General features: G+C 43.8%; 16 protein-coding genes. 8 read left to right on the top strand and 8 right to left on the bottom strand.

What is annotated here, in order from left to right; all coding sequences use genetic code 11:
• Nucleotides 1–32: 32 nt before the first annotated feature.
• From porL to KIH41_RS01625, 6 genes are all read right to left on the bottom strand, one after another.
• Nucleotides 33–854, bottom strand: a complete 822-nt coding sequence (gene porL, locus KIH41_RS01650; RefSeq protein ID WP_213945085.1) for a type IX secretion system motor protein PorL/GldL — start codon at nucleotides 852–854, stop codon at nucleotides 33–35.
• Nucleotides 855–912: 58 nt separating this feature from the next.
• Nucleotides 913–2,007, bottom strand: coding sequence for a T9SS ring complex lipoprotein PorK/GldK (porK, locus tag KIH41_RS01645; RefSeq protein WP_213945086.1), 1,095 nt, complete (start codon nucleotides 2,005–2,007; stop codon nucleotides 913–915).
• Nucleotides 2,008–2,129: 122 nt separating this feature from the next.
• Nucleotides 2,130–3,107: a PorP/SprF family type IX secretion system membrane protein gene (locus KIH41_RS01640; RefSeq protein WP_213945087.1), complete on the bottom strand. Its 978-nt coding sequence runs from the start codon at nucleotides 3,105–3,107 to the stop codon at nucleotides 2,130–2,132.
• A 161-nt stretch (nucleotides 3,108–3,268) separates the two neighbouring features.
• A complete protein-coding gene (locus KIH41_RS01635) occupies nucleotides 3,269–4,042 on the bottom strand; it encodes a uroporphyrinogen-III synthase (RefSeq protein ID WP_213945088.1) in 774 nt (257 codons plus the stop codon).
• A gap of 46 nt (nucleotides 4,043–4,088) precedes the next feature.
• Nucleotides 4,089–5,204, bottom strand: coding sequence for a DUF4271 domain-containing protein (locus tag KIH41_RS01630; protein WP_214161276.1), 1,116 nt, complete (start codon nucleotides 5,202–5,204; stop codon nucleotides 4,089–4,091).
• Complete coding sequence (locus KIH41_RS01625) at nucleotides 5,205–6,983, bottom strand: BamA/TamA family outer membrane protein (RefSeq protein WP_246538887.1); 1,779 nt, start codon at nucleotides 6,981–6,983, stop codon at nucleotides 5,205–5,207.
• Here KIH41_RS01625 and hemW point away from each other — a divergent pair.
• Nucleotides 6,963–8,087: a radical SAM family heme chaperone HemW gene (gene hemW, locus KIH41_RS01620; RefSeq protein ID WP_214161275.1), complete on the top strand. Its 1,125-nt coding sequence runs from the start codon at nucleotides 6,963–6,965 to the stop codon at nucleotides 8,085–8,087. The two genes, KIH41_RS01625 and hemW, sit on opposite strands and share 21 nt — an antisense overlap.
• A gap of 13 nt (nucleotides 8,088–8,100) precedes the next feature.
• Complete coding sequence (locus tag KIH41_RS01615) at nucleotides 8,101–8,415, top strand: DUF721 domain-containing protein (RefSeq protein WP_214161274.1); 315 nt, start codon at nucleotides 8,101–8,103, stop codon at nucleotides 8,413–8,415.
• Nucleotides 8,416–8,440: 25 nt separating this feature from the next.
• Here the strand turns inward: KIH41_RS01615 and KIH41_RS01610 are convergent, their stop codons facing one another.
• Nucleotides 8,441–9,163 carry a DUF4197 domain-containing protein gene (locus tag KIH41_RS01610; protein ID WP_213945092.1) on the bottom strand — a complete coding sequence of 241 codons (723 nt, stop codon included), beginning with the start codon at nucleotides 9,161–9,163 and terminating at the stop codon, nucleotides 8,441–8,443.
• 88 nt (nucleotides 9,164–9,251) lie between these two features.
• Here KIH41_RS01610 and KIH41_RS01605 point away from each other — a divergent pair, with 88 nt between their 5' ends.
• The 6 genes from KIH41_RS01605 to KIH41_RS01580 all read left to right on the top strand — a co-directional run bounded on the left by KIH41_RS01605 (nucleotide 9,252) and on the right by KIH41_RS01580 (nucleotide 16,433).
• Entirely contained in the window at nucleotides 9,252–11,315 is a 2,064-nt protein-coding gene (locus KIH41_RS01605; RefSeq protein ID WP_213945093.1) for a GAF domain-containing SpoIIE family protein phosphatase, read from the top strand.
• A 31-nt stretch (nucleotides 11,316–11,346) separates the two neighbouring features.
• Entirely contained in the window at nucleotides 11,347–11,688 is a 342-nt protein-coding gene (locus KIH41_RS01600; protein WP_213945094.1) for an STAS domain-containing protein, read from the top strand.
• Entirely contained in the window at nucleotides 11,678–12,094 is a 417-nt protein-coding gene (locus KIH41_RS01595; protein WP_213945095.1) for an ATP-binding protein, read from the top strand. Before KIH41_RS01600 ends, KIH41_RS01595 begins: the two co-directional genes overlap by 11 nt.
• A 92-nt stretch (nucleotides 12,095–12,186) precedes the next feature.
• Nucleotides 12,187–14,199: a peptidylprolyl isomerase gene (locus KIH41_RS01590; protein WP_214161273.1), complete on the top strand. Its 2,013-nt coding sequence runs from the start codon at nucleotides 12,187–12,189 to the stop codon at nucleotides 14,197–14,199.
• Complete coding sequence (locus tag KIH41_RS01585; protein ID WP_214161272.1) at nucleotides 14,156–15,049, top strand: peptidyl-prolyl cis-trans isomerase; 894 nt, start codon at nucleotides 14,156–14,158, stop codon at nucleotides 15,047–15,049. Before KIH41_RS01590 ends, KIH41_RS01585 begins: the two co-directional genes overlap by 44 nt.
• Nucleotides 15,042–16,433: a peptidylprolyl isomerase gene (locus KIH41_RS01580; protein WP_394369777.1), complete on the top strand. Its 1,392-nt coding sequence runs from the start codon at nucleotides 15,042–15,044 to the stop codon at nucleotides 16,431–16,433. Before KIH41_RS01585 ends, KIH41_RS01580 begins: the two co-directional genes overlap by 8 nt.
• A 135-nt stretch (nucleotides 16,434–16,568) precedes the next feature.
• Here the strand turns inward: KIH41_RS01580 and pheS are convergent, their stop codons facing one another.
• Complete coding sequence (pheS, locus tag KIH41_RS01575) at nucleotides 16,569–17,597, bottom strand: phenylalanine--tRNA ligase subunit alpha (RefSeq protein WP_214161271.1); 1,029 nt, start codon at nucleotides 17,595–17,597, stop codon at nucleotides 16,569–16,571.
• Nucleotides 17,598–17,661: the final 64 nt, after the last annotated feature.

The following is a 17,661-nucleotide window of genomic DNA, read 5'->3' as shown; positions in this document are numbered from 1 at the left end:
TGGTCAAACATTAATTAAGTTGAAAGATTGAATTAACCTTTCATGGCTGTTAGCATGCCACCATATACTTTGTTCAATGAACTTACATTCTGGTTCAATTTGGCAAGCTCATTCTTGAAGGCTTCAGTTTCCTTACCTGCCTCATTTAGACCTTCCATGGCAGCGGTCACGTTAGAGTAGAACTTGTTCAGCACTTTCACGTGGTTGTTGGCATCCTGAAGTTCCATTTCATACACTGCGTTAAGTGCCGATAGGTTCTTAGTTACCGTTACTACTTGCTCATGGTATTCTTTGGCATCACCCGTAGCAGAAGACATTTCTGCCAAAGCAGTGGCTGTCTGAGCATACGATTGATTCATGTCTGTAAGAGTTCTTGATGCTGTTTTTACATTTTCTGCATACTCATTGGTAGCAACTGCCGCATTGGAAAGTGAACCCATTTTCTCCGCTGACTCAGCGAGATTTTTAATTCCTTTACCAAGGCTCTCTATAAGATCATCTCCGATTTTTGCATCGGCCAATACTTTGTCAAATTTCTGGGTGGTGCTATCCGCCATTGGGGTACCGCCTTTGGCCGCAGAAGGCATAGTTGGCATACCATCACCATTATAGTCAGGAGCCAATTGTGGATAAACTCTTGACCAGTCCACGTCTTCATGCTTTGGCTCAAAAGAAGAAAGGAAGAAAATTGCGGCCTCAGTAGTAAGACCCACACCGATCATCAAAGTAGCCCCTGGCCAGTCCAAAATCTTAAACATCGCCCCAAGGATTACTACTGCTGCACCGATACCATAAATCTTAGGCATGATATCGCCGTAAAATTTATATCTAAACGAATTGTTGTTTGCTGACATGTTACTCTAATTTTTTGTTAATGTTGTTGCTTTTTGATTATATAAGGTTGTTTTGTTTCTATCTTCTTCTTCTACGCTTAGATCCTACATCCATGGAACCTGATCTACCGATAAAGGTCATGGCAGTTCTGAAACCGATGTGGGCAGTTTTCACATCCTGATATTCATAAGTTCTAGTGCTTGTTTCTAAATAATGGGAAATATCTTTCCAAGATCCACCTCTTACCACTTTTCTAGGCTCATTAGGATCTTTGAATACCGGATCCAAATCCCAGCTAAGAGAGCTACCGGCAGGATTGTAAGCATCCTCTACCCACTCAGCCACATTGCCGGCCATGTTGTAAAGTCCGAAGCCATTAGGAGCGAACACATCAACTGGGGCAGTATAGGCAAATCCGTCATCTATGTAGTTACCTCTTCCAGGCTTGAAGTTGGCCATTAGACAACCTCTTCTGTTTTTCAGGTATGGACCACCCCAAGGGTATTTGGCAACATCTTTTCCACCTTTTGCGGCATATTCCCACTCTGCTTCTGAAGGGAGTCTGAACTTCGGCATGTCGTATTCAGAGCGGTCGTTTGCGTTCATATGGTAGCTTCTCCACTCACAGTACTGCTTGGCCTGCTCCCAGCTGATGCCCACTACTGGGTAATCATCAAAAGCAGGGTGGTCAAAGTAATACTCCATCAACGGGTCACCATAGTGGTGGGTAAAGCTTGAAGACCATACGGTGGTATCCGGCAATAGCTCTTCCAAATTGAATTGTGGGGGATCTGCCTGGGTAGTGGGCGTACCAAGAGCCAAGTCACCACCTCTTACAGCTTCAAGAAACTGGCGGTACTTGTTGTTGGATACCTCATACTTGTCCATGTAGAATTCCGAAATGGTGATCTGCTTGTTGAAGGCAGATTGGGAAACGGCAATATCCTCATCGGCCTGGCCCATCCAGAACGTACCGGCCTTCACTGGCACCATATCATATGGAAGTGATTGCTTCCAACCTGATCTTTTAGGGACACCGGTAACTTCCCCTCTTCTGTTTTCCTTTTCACTGGCAGTTCCACTGCTCCCAAAAAGGCCGCAACCCTGCAGTAGGGTCGTTGCCAGAAACCCTACAATCACTGCTAAAAGTCGTGAATTCATTTTTTTATACATAAATGACACTAATTTAATTGTATTGTTATTTCCATATTTTTCACACACTACAAGCTCGAAATTTAGTAGAAAATATTAGAAAATCGCAAAAAGAATTATAAAATTAAAGAATCTTTTTTTTCCTAAAATCTAAATCTCGGCGTTCGTTGTATCACCCGTTGGATGTCGCGAGCTACGGTAGGCAATTGATAAGCAAGCATGAATTCATGTGATGTGGGAGCCTTGGCCTCCACCCCTCCTATTACTAGGTCAAATGCATATCCCAACCTTAAAGAATTATCCCTTAACAGGCTATACCCAAATAATACCGACACTGACTCCTCTCCTCTGTATGCTAAACCCCCGCTAATCTTATCATTATGTGTCGCTATAACGCTGATGTCATATGAAAAATTATCTAGGGAGACAGTTTTTAACAAAAGGTTAGGTTCAAAACTAAATTGACCAAAAGTCCTTATTCTGTAACCGGCCAACAAGTAACTGTGATTTCTCAATTGATTGCCAAAAAGCCCCTCTCCAAAATCAAATTCAGGCTCATTAAGATGCCTGCTGCTCAAACCCACATAAAAGTTCCCATGATCATATAGCGCACCGGCGCCAAAATTAAAATTGATCTGGGACTCCCTGCCGGACGCAGGAAGCAGCGGATCTGGGTTTACCGGGTTCAGTTCGTCATATTTGATGGTGCTGGAAAAAAAGCCACCTGAAGCACCCAAACTCAACACCCCTCTTCCAATCTGCAAATGGTACCCAAGGGAAACATTCACTTCTTGATTGGCCGTCGGTCCGATGTCATCATTTACAAAGTTCAAGCCAAAACCAAGATTCGTGTTGGCTATTCTGCCCGCTGCGGTCAAAAGTTGGGTATTTATCCCGTTGCCTCCCGAGGACGGCGCATTGTAGCCCAGCCATTGGGTGCGGTGAAGAGCGGAAAAATGATAACCGTTTTCCTTGCCCGCAAAGGCCGGGTTGTAATACAGCCCATTGTACATATACTGGGTAAACTGCGCATCCTGCTGGGCATGGGCCGCAGAGGTACACCACAGATTAATCAGGGAACCGCAAAGTACACTTAAAATCAGGTAATATCTTTTTTTCATGCGTAGTCTCAAATATCATGACCACCTTATTCCACAGGAGAAAAATGGGGCAAAACCACCCCTCCCCTCCGGGAGCAATCAGGTTAAAAGTATCTATAGCCTTTGGAAGAACTATTCTACACAATTTAACTGAAATTACCTGTAAAATGATTAAAAAGATACTATAAATTGTTGGCTTTTTTGATATACAGCTCCAAGGCCCCCGTCATACTCGGCGCATTGGGCATCGGTGCCTCAATATCCAAAATCAAACCCTCATCCCTCACAGCCTGGCTTGTAGTAGGGCCAAATGCGGCAATGCGGGTATTGTTTTGCTTAAAGTCTGGAAAGTTTTGCAATAAGGATTTGATTCCAGACGGGCTGAAAAAGGCCAAAATATCGTACTTAATGTCTTTCAGGTCGGAAAGATCAGCCGCCACTGTGTGGTAGATAATTGCTTCGGTAAATTCAATGTTGTTTTTCTCCAAATAAGCAGGGATGTCATCTTTGCGGATATCCGAGCATGGGAAAAGGTATTTCTCGCCTTTGTGCTTTTTGAAGTAGTCAAACAGATCAGATGCCGTACGCACCCCCACAAACAATTTTCTCTTTCTGATCACGATGTATTTCTGCAGGTAATGGGCTGTCTGCTCAGAGATGCAGAAATACTTCATATCTGCCGGCATTTCGATTTTGAGCTCCTGGCAGATGCTGAAAAAATGGTCAATGGCGTTTCGGCTGGTAAAAATAATGGCCGTGTGCTTGAGGATATCGATCTTTTGCTTCCTAAAGTCCCTTACGGAAACTGGCTCTACTTTGATAAAAGGTCTAAAATCAATTTTCAGGTTGTATTTTTCTGCTAACTGGAAGTATGGCGACCGCTCATCGGAAGGTTTAGGTTGAGAAACTAGGATACTCTTTACAGGGTTAAATCTGTCTTTTGTAGATTTAGTCATCTTACTTAGGTTTACTACTTCTTTCTGCTTTCCTTTTATTAAAGAACTACCCTATAATCAGCTTTACAATAGCCAAAAAGGGAATTAATTCCGCGGTGCAAAGGTAAGAAAATAAATGGTAATTCTTAAACGAAACCTTCTTTGTCATAAAAAAGAACAGCATGGAAACTCCACCTATATATAGTATGAAAAACAAGACCATAGAATAGCTGATCAACTGCCGGGTTTCCATGATGTCATTGGCCAGCCCAAGGGTAATAAAAGCAACCAATACCAACAGGGTATAAGAAAAGACCCTAAGCATGTAGAAGAAGTGGATAAACTCCAGCCTGCCTACTTCATAAATAGAGGTTGTGGCCTTCAGCCACATTACCTTGCCAACCGAAATAACAAATAAGACTACCGAACCCAGGAGCCAAACCAAAAACAGGAAATTGAGCTCCCCCCTTAAAAAGTTTCTAAGAATGGACACCTCCATAAAATACACAGCCAATACTACGATTAGCATGAGCAGCATGTTGAAGATCACAAGGTAAAATATCACGTCGGTGGAGAAAATTCGGCTTTTGGCATGGCTATCCGCAAAATCCTCGGCAGTAAAAACTGAGGCAGGTTTGAGCATATTGGTAAACACCACTGGAAACACCACCTTATATAAAGCCACCAAACCCATTACAATAACTAAGGCAATGTAAAAGAATTCCTTTAGCCGGTCTTTCCCCCTTTTTACCATGGCTGTCTCCACTAGGATCGGCTCAGACACAATAGGCGTGGCGTCTTCAAAATAGCCTTTATGTAGCGAAAGCATCCTGGGCTGCAAATCTCTTTTTAGAATACTTACCTTTCTAGTGGCACTTTGACTGGGGAACTGGGTTCTCCAGGTATCGCTACCCACAATAAAACTGGTATCGGCATCGGCATGCTGCCAAAGGACATTTTCTACAAACACCGATGCACCCTTTGGTACCGAGATCTTGAATTGGGCCGATGGAAAATCTTTAACATTGACTTCAACTGTAGCCCGCTCGGGTGAATAAAAGGGCTCAAAGCGGTGGGTGATTTCAAAAGCTGAATTATAATTTTCCAAAACCTGGCCGAAAGTGCTTCTAGCAAGCCCCGCCACCAAAACCAACCCTAAAAATATCCCTATAAGTTTTTTCATCTAAAATCTGCCTGTGTAACCAAAGTGTATCTTGGAGTAATTGAAAGCGAAAGGTTGTGTGGCCGACCTTCCGAGCGCATACATGAAGCGGAACATCCCTCCCCCTGTATCAAGATTTATACCAGCCCCCCCGGCCCTTGGCCAATCTGTATGCACTCCTCCCACACTATTATCCAATCTGCCAATATCCGCAAAAATCATAAAATAAGAATAGGTATCAAAATAAAATCTCGGCTCCACATTCAAATAGGCAAACTTGTTGGCAAAAAAGAAATTCTCGTTAAAGCCCCGAATCGACCGCAGCCCTCCTACCCGGTAAAGGTCATTCAAAAGCAGGTTGTTGCTTTCAACCAGTCCTGCCCGAAGGCCGGTCCAAAGCCCCACATTGGGACGGAAATAAAAATGCTTTTCCAAATTGAACTTGATGAAATACTGCAGGCTCTCCATATCCACATCTTCATAGAGCCTTTCGGGCAAAGCCGTGTTTTCCAGCAACCGCTTATTCCCCACCCCTACTTCAAAGCTGGCAAAATGGCCTCTCCTTGGAAAAAACACATCATCCAAACGGTTATTGTCCAAGTGCACCCCGTAGTTATTGAACCTGAAATCCGCCGCTTCCGGCAAGACCTCAGCCTGCTGAAACCTGCTCACATCCAATAGACCACCAGCTTGGCGGCTGTTGAAAAACGTTAAATAAAGTGCGGGAGAAACCCTGTAACCCAAATCCACCCTAAAATTACGATTTAAAAAACTGGTGTCCTGTTTTAAAAAGCTGAACTGGGCCATCACGTCAAGGTTGGACCCTAGAATTAGTGGCTCCACCGCACTGACTTCGAGATTTTGGCTATGCTGGCTGAGCCGCTGCCAGTTCAGCGCATAATTGCGTCCCTTTCCCCCAACATTATATAAAGCCAGATCAAATTGGCCGGTCACCAGGATTTTGTTCTGCTCCAATTCGTTGGGCAAAAAGCCAATAATCCCATCCAGCATATTAATACTTCGATCATCAATGGGCAGGTAAAAGGTAGCCTCACTATTTTGGAAGCTTAAACTGGGCTCTTCCGTGATCTTGAGATAAGGCAGATTTCTTACTCTCGATATAGATTGGTCTATCTTTCTCTGCGAAAAGGGAGTGCCCGGCGGGATCTGAAGGAGTTTGGACAAAAACAGCGGATCGGTTTTGGAACTGCCCGTGATTTTAATGGTGTCAAAAGCTATGAAAGGCCCACTTTCATAGGTCAAACCAGCCGAAAGCAGGTTGCCATTCAGGGCCAGGGAATCCAGCCCCACTTCGGCAAATGGATACCCCTGCCCTTCAGAAGCCTGGATTATCCTCTCGAGGAGACTTAGCACCTTATTATAGGAGACAACTTTGCCATTGAACATTCTATCATCAAAACCACTTTTCAGCAGTACCTCTGCAGGCAGCCCCCCTTGTTTTAGTTCAACCCAGTGATATTGCATTCCAGCATGGAAGGCAACCTGCAATGTATCGGTATGGAACCCCACCCTTTCCGCCTTCGCCATGAGGTGGCCTTGTTCCATCAGCTGGGCAACATGGGAAAGAATGTAACTTTCCCTTTCAAGGCTATCCTGAAATGCTCTATGGGAGTCAGTTGGTCCTAAAATATGGAGAATAGCTTTGTTTTTCTGAGCCAAGAGGTCCTGGCTCAAAAGGCAAAAAATCAATATGAAAACAGCCCTCCCCACAAATGACAAATTAAAGCAGTATCTTTGAGGTCTAAAAGTAATAAAAAATTGTCCGGAATCTATCTTCATATTCCTTTCTGTAAGCAGGCCTGCCATTATTGCGACTTCCATTTCAGCACCAATCCCCAAACCATGGAAAAAATGGTGGAGGCCATGTGCCGCGAATTGGCCTTGCAAAAAGACTACCTGGGAACCCAAAAACTGATAAAGACCATTTATTTCGGTGGGGGCACCCCCTCGCTCCTGCCCACGAAAATGTTGGAAAGACTGCTGGAGGCCGTCTATGCAAATTATGCAGTCAACCCGGAAGAGGTGACCCTAGAGACCAACCCTGATGACCTCACCGTGGAAAAGCTACAGGACTTTAAATCACTGGGGATAGACCGGCTGAGTATTGGGATCCAAAGCTTCAATGAGGGTATCCTGCAATTCAGCAACCGCGCACACACGGCATCCGAATCGATAAAAAGTATTGAACTGGCCCAAAAAGCAGGGTTCGAAAAACTGAGCATCGATCTAATGTATGGCTTTCCCTCAGCTGATCACCAGATTTGGAAAGGTGATTTGCAAAAAGCAGTAGAAATTGATGCGGGACATATTTCGAGCTATTGCCTGACCATTGAGCCCAAGACAGCCTTTGGGGTGTGGGCCAAAAAGGGCAAAATACAACCCAATTCGGATGATTTTAATGCCGAGCAATTTGAAATGCTGCAGGAAAAGATGGAGCAGAATGGCTACATACAATATGAAATTTCCAATTTCGGAAAACCTGATTCGTTTGCCATCCACAATAGCAATTACTGGAAGGGCGTACCCTATCAGGGTATTGGCCCAAGTGCGCATTCTTTTGACGGGAAAAACAGACAGCACAATATCGCCAACAACATTAAATACATTACTGGTGTGGAGACCGGGTCGCTGGCTATCATATCCGACCCGCTCACGGGTAATGATATAATTAATGAGTACATTTTAACCTCCTTGAGGACCATTTGGGGTGTGGACTTGACACTCATACAAGAACGGCACCAGATAAATCTATTGGAGCTTCATAGCCAGCTGATTGCCACTTTGAAAAAAGAAGGGCTGCTGGAAAATCCTGACAACAAGCTTGTTTTGACAAAAAAGGGAAAACTTTTGGCTGACCTGATTGCCGAAAAGCTGTTTATTTGATTACATTTACCATATGGCGTACTATAAAGATTACAGCAAACGCAAAAAGGAAATGACTCCTTTAAAAGAGGCGTTTGAGGAATTGTTGCAAACCTACAGGCTAAAAGACAGATTTAATGAGCGGATGGTTGTGCAGGCCTGGGGGGAACTGATGGGGAACACCGTTTCCAGCAGGACTTCAAGTCTTTTTATAAAAGATAAAAAATTGTTCGTCAAGCTCAGCTCTGCCGCCATCAAGCAGGAACTCATCATGAACAAAAGCAAAGTGATGGGACTGATCGAAGGACGGTTTGGCAAAGGGACAATTGATGATGTGATATTTCAATAGGGCGGCATACACCGCCCTATTTTGTTTATTGCCCATCCTGAGCCGCAAACACTCTTCGCATCAAGGAAGAAGTCCTCTGCATCGGGTTTTCTCTAATGTTTTTCTCTTCTTCCGCAATCAGCGTAAAAAGTCCATCAAGCGCCCTTTCCGTCACATAATTATTCAAGTCCGGATCAATGTTGGATGTGGTTGGAATGGCATTGTAGGCCCTCACCAAATCCGAATAATGCCTCGTGGCCCCCACCTGATCCAGTGATTCCTGAATTCTTGGCATAAAAAGCCGGGTAAGCTCCTCAGATGTGGTTCTTCTCAAATATGAAGTGGCCGCATCGTCCTCTCCCCGAAGAATTCCCCAAGCATCCTGCACAGACATCTGCCTAATGGCATTCACGAAAATAGGCCTTGCCTCTCTTGCGGCATTTTCCGCTCCACGGTTGATAGTGAGCAGCACCCTGTCGACCTCACTACCCAAACCTAAGGATCGCATGGTGGATTCCACTCTCCTCATCTCCTCTGGAAGGGCAATTCTTATCAACTCGTTTTTGAAAAAGCCATCTTCCCTGGAGGCACTTTCGGAACCTTTAGAGATTCCTTGCACCAAAGCTTCTTTCAGACCGCTGGCCACATCATCTTCTGATAATGCCCCGCCCGCAGCGCCTCGAAGAATACTCCCCACATCAGCACCCGCACAGGCAACCAAAAGCAGGGTCATTAAAAATACAGACACTTTGGATAAATAATTTTTCATTTTCAGCAACATTTAAAGAGTTTAAAAGGAAAGTTTACAAAGAGCATAAAGTCCGCTAGATTATGTATTATTGTAGTGGTTTTTATTTATGCTCAAGATCTTTAATCTAAATATCGGTAGAATTGCCTTATTATTAGCCATCATCACGTGGTTAGCTCTCCTATTTGTGGACCTGGTCCGCCTTTTTGGAGCGATAAACCGTATGGATACAGGCTTTTCCCCGGAAATCACTTGGATACTACAAACACTATTTTTTATCATGGTGTTTTTGTTTTTTCACAATGACATCAAAAAAAATGAGGGAATAAGTTTTCTGGATCTGATTTGGAAAGGGGTTTCTACGGGTTTGTTTGCCGCGGGGATCACCTTGCTGATCCGCTTTTTCTACTTTCTATTGGGAAATAGCCGCTTATCCACTGACCCCTTACTCAAAAATTTCTTCTATCACGTCAATTTTGGGCTGAGCACAATATTCTTGATCTCAGTGGCCCTGATTTGGCGGCAGCTCATCCTTTACCAAAAGGACAAAAACGTAGTGCAGCAATGGCAGGCCTTTGAGATCATTCTGCTGGTCAGCATGTTTTTCGTGTTCTTTAACCAGACCACGTTTAATTATAGCTTTATCTTTGGACTATTCTTTATTTACATTTTCGGAATTATACTTTCTGTAAACCTGAAATGGATACCCTACCTTACATTTAAGGAAAAATGGAAGTCTATTTTATTTCTGGTCATTATTCTGCTTTCAACAGGCTTCCTGTTTTTCCACACCGTTACCCAGACCGAGGAAGCTACAGTGGTGGTAAGCCTTACCGAGAACCTATTTCTACTGGGACTATTTGGGTTTGTATTTATTTATGCGCTATTCAGCTTTTTGGTGACACTGTTCAACCTGCCAACCTCCTCAGTCTTTGAGCAAAAGCTGACTGAGGCCATCAATTTTCAAAAACTTAGCCAATCTATTCAGCCTGGACAGAGTGAAAATGAGGTCATGGATATCCTGATGGACAGTTGCATGAGCGCCGCCTATGTTGATGCCGCTTGGCTGGAACTTTCTCCCTTGGGGGAAAATCCAACAGTTATCCACCAAAGGTTTATAAGCGAAGAAGACCGAGTTGAAGTGGAAGAGCAGCTGAAAAGCGCCAAGCCCTTTAAAGACTTTTTGTCCAAAGAAGAACCGAAGTCGTTTGAATACCTGACAGGCAAAATAAAACACCCCTTCTATAAGTCAGCCTTAATCATCCCACTTCGTGTAAATAAGGAAGTGCTGGGACATATTTATTTGCTCAAAGAGGTGAAGGATGGCTTTAACAAGGAAATGATTAATATCATCTCGACCTTTGTGGGACAGGCCAGCATATCGGTAGAAAACCACAGGCTTTTGAGCGAAGCGATCAGAAACGAGCGATATAAAGAGGAATTGGAAATTGCGCAGCGGGTCCAAAGAAGCCTTTTGCCATCTGTGCTGCACAAAAACGAATGTTTTGACATTGCAGGACTTTCCGAAGCGGCCGATGAGGTGGGCGGGGATTATTATGAGACCTTCCAGTTTACACCTGACAGATTTGCGATCATCATAGGTGATGTATCGGGAAAAGGCACTTCGGCGGCCTTTAACATGTCGCAGATGAAGGGGGTTTTCCACACTTTGGTGCAGCAGGACTTGCCACCATCCACCTTTTTGTCCCAGGCAAATGGCGCTTTGGGCAGGTGCTTGGAGAAAAACCACTTCATCACCACCACCTACTATGTTATTGACACCGCCACGAAATCAATCAATTACAGCCGGGCTGGGCACTGCCCCACCCTTTATTACAGCGCAAGGAAAAACACTTGTGCCTATTTGGAAGTAGATGGTCTAGGACTAGGGATTCTCCGCAATTCCCAATATTCGAAATTCATCAAGGAAAAAACCCTGCAATATCAGCCTGGAGACATCATGCTGATGTATACCGATGGCATCATCGAGGCTAAAAACGGGCAAGGGGAAGAGTTTGGATTCGAAAACCTGCAAGAAGTCCTTGAGCAAAACTACAGGTTGTCGCCTGAAGACCTTGTCAAAAAAATAATGGAAAAAGTTTATGAGTTTATCGGCACCGACACCCTGCCGGACGATGATTACTCTTTATTGATAGTTAAGTTTTTAAAATAAACCCTAACCGCTAATTAGCGTATAAAAAACTATGTTGCAGATAGATAAGATACAGGAAGACGAACACGTAATATTGACCCTCTCAGGCGAGGTGGATGCCAGCAACTCCGTCGATCTTGACAACGCCCTGCAAGCCGTAATGGAACCCAATAAGAAAATCCTCTTGGACGGCAGCAACCTTCAATACATTTCCTCCGCCGGACTCGGTGTCTTTATGTCTTATCTGGAGGAATTTGAAGCCCAAAACATACAGTTTGTAATTTTCGGATTAAACCAAAAAGTTTATAATGTCTTTCACATACTTGGACTCGACCAGCTCATTATTATCCAGACTACCAAAGAGAAAGCTCTTCAAGAATTCTATGAGGCATAATCTTATCTTAAGTTGTGAAAAAAGCAAACTTTCCGAACTCCGTGGTTTTCTCAACGGGGTATTGGACAAGTCGCAGCTTTCTGAAATAGCCAAAAACCAGGTGGTGCTTGCTGTGGATGAGGTGTGCTCCAACTTGATGATACATTCCCATCAGTGCAACCCCAACGATAAAATCTATCTGGAAGTCTTCCAAACCGAAAGCAAGCTGGTCATAGAGATCAAAGATAGCGGTGAGGGCTTTAACATACTCGAATACAAGCAGCCTGAACTTGCTGAAGTGAAAAGAAAAAGACGCAAGGGCGGCTTGGGCATCATGCTGGTCAAAAAAATAATGGACAACATTGAATTCGAATCTACAGGAACCCAAAACACCTGCAGATTGACCAAAATGCTTAATTCCAAATAATTGTTAATAATTTCCACATATACAATCCCACCCCTATTTTTCTTCTATTAAATTTGTAACATTGCACTATCGTTTTCGGCAAGCCAACATATATGAAAATAAAGTATTTCCATTTCCTGTTAGTGGGGGGCATGTTAGCCTGTGCCCCATCCGCAAAGATGGATACCAATACCGCAATTGACAACTCCCCTCAGCCACTGCTTACCTTGGGCGAGGAAAAGATTTTTGCAGACGAGTTTGTCCATATCTATACCAAAAGCCAGCACTTTGAGGGAGCCGAAGACAAAATTTCCAAGGCCAACTTTGACAAAAGCCTGGATGCCTTTATCAATTACAAGCTCAAAGTAATCGAAGCGGTCAATTTAGGGATGGAGGATTCAGATGAGTTCGACAAGGAATTCACCATATTCAAAGAAGACCTAAAGAAACCCTTCATTTTAAAATACTCCCTGCAGGAAGGGGAGATAAAAAAGGCCTATTCAAGAACCCAAGAGGTATTGAAAGCCAGCCACATCCTATTGCAATTTCCTCAAAATGCCAGCAGGCAAGACAGTATTGCTGTATTGAGAATGGCGGAAAAGATCAAGGCAGAAGCCGAAGAGGGGGCCGATTTCAACCAACTTGCATTGGAGCATTCAGATGACCCTACGGCAGAGGAAAACAAAGGCGACTTGGGTTATTTTACTGCTCTGACTATGGTCCAGCCATTTGAGGATGCTGCCTATGACCTTTCCATAGGGGAAATTTCAGCTCCTATTCTGACCAATTATGGCTATCACATCATCAAACTGGAAGACCGAAAGCCCAATCCGGGCGAGGTTCGCGTATCCCACATTCTGGTACGCACCAATTCTGCAGACCCCGTAACAGAGGATCGGGCCAGACAGCGAATTGCCGATATCTATACCGAGCTGCAAAAACCAAACGCAGACTGGAATACCGTGGTGGAAAACTTCTCCGATGATCAAAGCAACAAAAACACGGGAGGAAAACTTCCCTGGTTTGGTGTAGGTGCCATTATTCCGGAGTTTGAAAAAGCCGCATTTGAATTGAAAGATAAAGGAGAAATCTCTTCTCCTATCAAGACGGCTTACGGGTACCATATTATACGACTGGAAGATGTGCGGGAAGTCCCCCCCTATGAAGTGATGGAGCCTGCATTAAGGTCAAAAATTTTACGTGACAGCCGCTCCTCTCTGATTCAAACGCAGGTGGTGGCTATGCAGAAGTCGAAATTTGGCTATCAGGAAAACAGTGGACTAATAGAAAACATCAAACCACAAATAGACCAAGCCCTTGGAAAAAGTCTACAGGCAGTAAAAAGTGAACTGGAAGAAAAAAACCTTCTGGATACCACGTTGATCACTATAGCGGAAAAGGATCGCTCAGTGAGGGATTTTATTAGATTCATCGAGAGTGACCAGGCAGTGGTAAAAACCAGCCCGCAGAAGTTTTTCCAGCCATGGTTTGACAAATTCATCCAAGCAGAGCTTGACATAGCCGAGGAACAGGAACTGCTTCAGAACAATGAGGAATACAAAATGCTCGTTAAGGAATACCGGGACGGTATTTTACTGTTCAGTTTGATGAACGATATGGTATGGCAAAAAGCGCTTTTGGACACTGCGGGTTTAGAGGCCTATTTTGCCAAAAACCAGGAAAGATACCAGTGGAAGGAACGAGTACCCGCTTTAATCGTGAAAATGAACAAGGAGGAGCAACTCTCCAAAGTAAGAAGATTCTTGTCCAATAAAGCCTACAGCTCTAGATTAAAGCCAGCCGTGGAAGACCAGTTTCTAAATGATTACCCTGGCTTATTTGAACTTGAAGACGGTGTATTTGAGCATGCTAACCATGCTGTGCTTCAGAAGGTAGACATAGCAGAGAAATACCATGAGTTAAAACATGATGGCCGCTCTCATTTCTTGGTCTTGGGCTCCTCCATTGAACCTGGGCCCAAAAAGCTTTCAGAAACAAGAGGCAAGGCGATACAGGATTATCAAGAAACTTTGGAGAAAGAGCTGATCGCAGAATTAAGGGAGCGCTATCCCATTCAGGTGAATGAAGAAGAAAAAGAACGTGTATTTGAGATTATTAAAAAGTAAGGTTTACCTTTTGATCCTCGCGGGTGCGCTTTCTTCTTGTGAAAACACGGGAAAAAGGATCGGCAGAGATGCAGATGACCGTCTTGTGGCTTCTGTTGGCAGCCAGCGTCTATTCTCAACTGATTTGGAGTTTCTCAGTGCTAAAATCACCCCAGGTGAAGACAGAGCGAAATTTGCCGAACGTTACGTTCAAAACTGGATCAGAAAACAACTGATGGTGCAGCAGGCAGAGAAGAATAAATCTATAGACCCAGCTGAGCTGGAAAGGAAACTTTTGGACTATAAATATGCCTTAATGGTGTATGAATATGAAAAAGACTATGTAGACCAAAACTTGGACAAGGATGTACCTTATGAAGAAATTTCGGCTTACTACACCCAGAACAGGGAAAACTTCATCCTAAAAGAAATAATAAGTAGGGTCAATTTCTTCAAGCTGGAAAAACAGCTGCCCCAGAATAAAGATTTGGAAAGGCTGTTGAAATCCAATCGAGACAACAGCAAAGAAATTAGGGAGCTAGCCCAAAGATATGCGAGCAATTTCTTTCTTGAGGACAGTACATGGGTTAAATTTGACGAAGTCACCCAGAACACCCCATTGGCTGGTCATCCAAATAAGGTCCAGTTGCTGAAAAGCAACGACTTTTATAAAGTCGAGGATGAGGAATTTGCCTATTATTTCAAAATACTGGAATTTAAGCTTGCCGATCAGGTACCCCCGATGGATTTTGTGCGGGATGAAATAGCCAAAATCATCCTTAATAAGCGCAAAGTAAGCTTAGCTGACCAGCTACATAAAGATATTTATAATCGCGCATTAGAAAAAAATGAGTTTACAATACATGATTGACATTAAAAAATGCTTTTTTACCATGGCCATATTGCTTGGCGTGGGGCAATTGATGGCGCAAGATCAAGACACCGCAGCCCAAACGCCCCCTGTTCCAAAAACAGGACAGGTGGTGGATAAGATCATTGCCAAGGTTGACAATTACATCATTTTGGAATCAGACCTTCAGAAAGCCTATCTGGAGTCCATTTCCCAACAGCAGGAAGGATTTGACGCCCCTACCCGATGTGATGTCTTCGAATCACTTTTGATAAATAAAATGATGGTGGCCAAAGCTGAGATTGATTCCGTAGTAGTATCAGATGCCGAAGTGATGCTGCAAACTGACCAAAGGTTTTCTATGATCATGCAGCAGTTTGGCGGCGACGAAAATACCTTGGCAGAAGTGTATGGAAAAACAGCCGACCAATTGAAAGCTGAGTTGGAGACGCCCATCAGGGAGCAATTGATCATTGATAAGATGCAAAAGAAGATCACTGCTGGTCTTACCGTGTCCCCTGCTGAGGTAAGAAGGTTCTACAACAAGATCCCTAAAGACTCCCTGCCGTTTTTCTCGGCTGAGGTAACAGTGGGCCAAATTGTGAAAAAGCCTGAAGTGAACAGGGAGGAAAAAGACAGAGTGGTGAACTTCCTGAAAGGTTTGAAGGAAAAAATCCTGAACGGTGAGGAGGACTTCGGTCCACTGGCTAAGAAATACTCCGAAGATCCAGGTTCTGGTGCACAAGGCGGTGAGCTGGGCTTCTTTAGAAGGGGCGAATTGGCTCCTGAATATGAGGCAACTGCTTTGGCTTTGAAGCCAGGAGAGATCAGTGACCCGGTAGAATCCATGTTTGGCTTTCACATGATCCAACTTTTGGAAAGAAGGGGAAACACTTTCAACACCAAACACATCCTCATCAGACCTAGGCCGACCGATAATGACATCGCAAAGGCTGAAAGATATTTGGACAGCTTGAGAACCAAGATTGTCAATGACAGCATTGCCTTTTCAAAAGCAGCAAAGGAGTATAGTGACGACCGTAACACGTCTGATAATGGTGGCTTTTTCAGTGACCAAAACACCGGAGCAAATAGGTTGACACTTAGAAACCTGGATGATCCTGTTTTGTATTTCACATTGGATACCATGAAGGTGGGTTCCATCACAAAGCCTATGAGATACCAAAATGAGCGTGAAGAGGACAGGGTAAGGATTCTATATTACAAGGAGAAGTTCCCAGCACACCGCGCCAATCTGAATGATGATTATGAAAAGTTGAAAACGGCGACTCGAAGGCAAAAAGAAGAAAACCTGCTCAACAAATGGTTTATTAGTGCCAAAGATGACGTTTATATAGATATTGATCCAGCATACGACCGATGCGACGTTTTAAAAGAACGCTGACGGAATTAGATAAAAAAAGAGGAGCTTTGAAAAGCTCCTCTTTTTTGTTAAGGGTTTAAAATATTCCTAATCCATGGTTCAAGGTTAACATTGCCCGCCCCTTCTGTCTCCGGTCTCCCGTCTTCGGGCTTTTTTTCAAATCAAAGGCTTAAACTGCCGCAAAAACCTGATATCATTTTCAGTAAACAGTCTCAAATCCTTGATCTGATATTTCAACATGGCAATTCTTTCGATGCCCATTCCAAAAGCAAACCCGGTAAATTCTTCAGAGTCAATTCCGCAATTTTCCAAAACATTTGGATCCACCATTCCTGACCCGCCGATTTCTACCCAACCGGTACCTTTGCAGACATTACAACCTTCACCTTTGCAGAGCTGGCAGGAGATATCAATTTCAGCGCTAGGCTCAGTGAAAGGAAAGTAGGATGGTCTAAACCTCACTTGGGTATTCTTCCCAAACATTTCCTTTGCAAAGTGATACAAGGTCTGCTTCAAATCCGCGAATCCGACATTTCTATCCACATACAACCCCTCCACTTGGTGGAAAATACAGTGGGCTCTTGCCGAAATGGCCTCATTTCTGAAAACCCTTCCCGGAGAAAGAGTTCTGATCGGCGGCTTTTGGTTTTCCATCACCCTCACCTGAACAGATGAAGTGTGTGTTCTAAGGGCGATATCCGGATTCTTTTCCAAAAAGAAGGTATCCTGCATTTCCCGGGCAGGGTGATTTTCAGGGAAATTCAACGCCGTGAAATTATGCCAGTCGTCCTCGATTTCCGGGCCTTCAGAAAGGTTGAATCCGATACGCTCAAAAATCTCGATAATGCGCTGCCTTGTGGCCGTCAAAGGGTGGATCCCTCCTACAGGCAAAGTGGTAGCCGGCAAAGTAAGGTCAATGTCAGTCGATTTTTGGCTTTTGCCATTTTGACCTACCGCCTCAATAAGTTCCTGAAACTTGTCTTCCGCTGCCTGCTTCACGGAATTGATCTTCTGGCCAAAGGCTTTCTTCTCTTCATTGGGGACGTTTCGCATTTCTGCAAAAAGCTCACCTACCACACTCTTTTTGCTGATAAACCTCATCCTGTAAGCTTCCAACTCCTCAGGGGAATTGGCCTTATAGGAAGTGATTTCATTTAAAAGGGTTTCTATTTTATCGTTATACATGGAAAACTCTTAATTTGAGATTACAAATCTAAAACTTTCTCGACACTATTCACAGCAAAGCGGC

This window comes from Litoribacter ruber (genome assembly GCF_018500185.1).
In the GTDB taxonomy this organism is placed as follows: domain Bacteria; phylum Bacteroidota; class Bacteroidia; order Cytophagales; family Cyclobacteriaceae; genus Litoribacter; species Litoribacter ruber.
The sequence above is the reverse complement of the archived record's forward strand: the minus strand, read 5'-3'. Positions and strand labels throughout refer to the sequence as shown.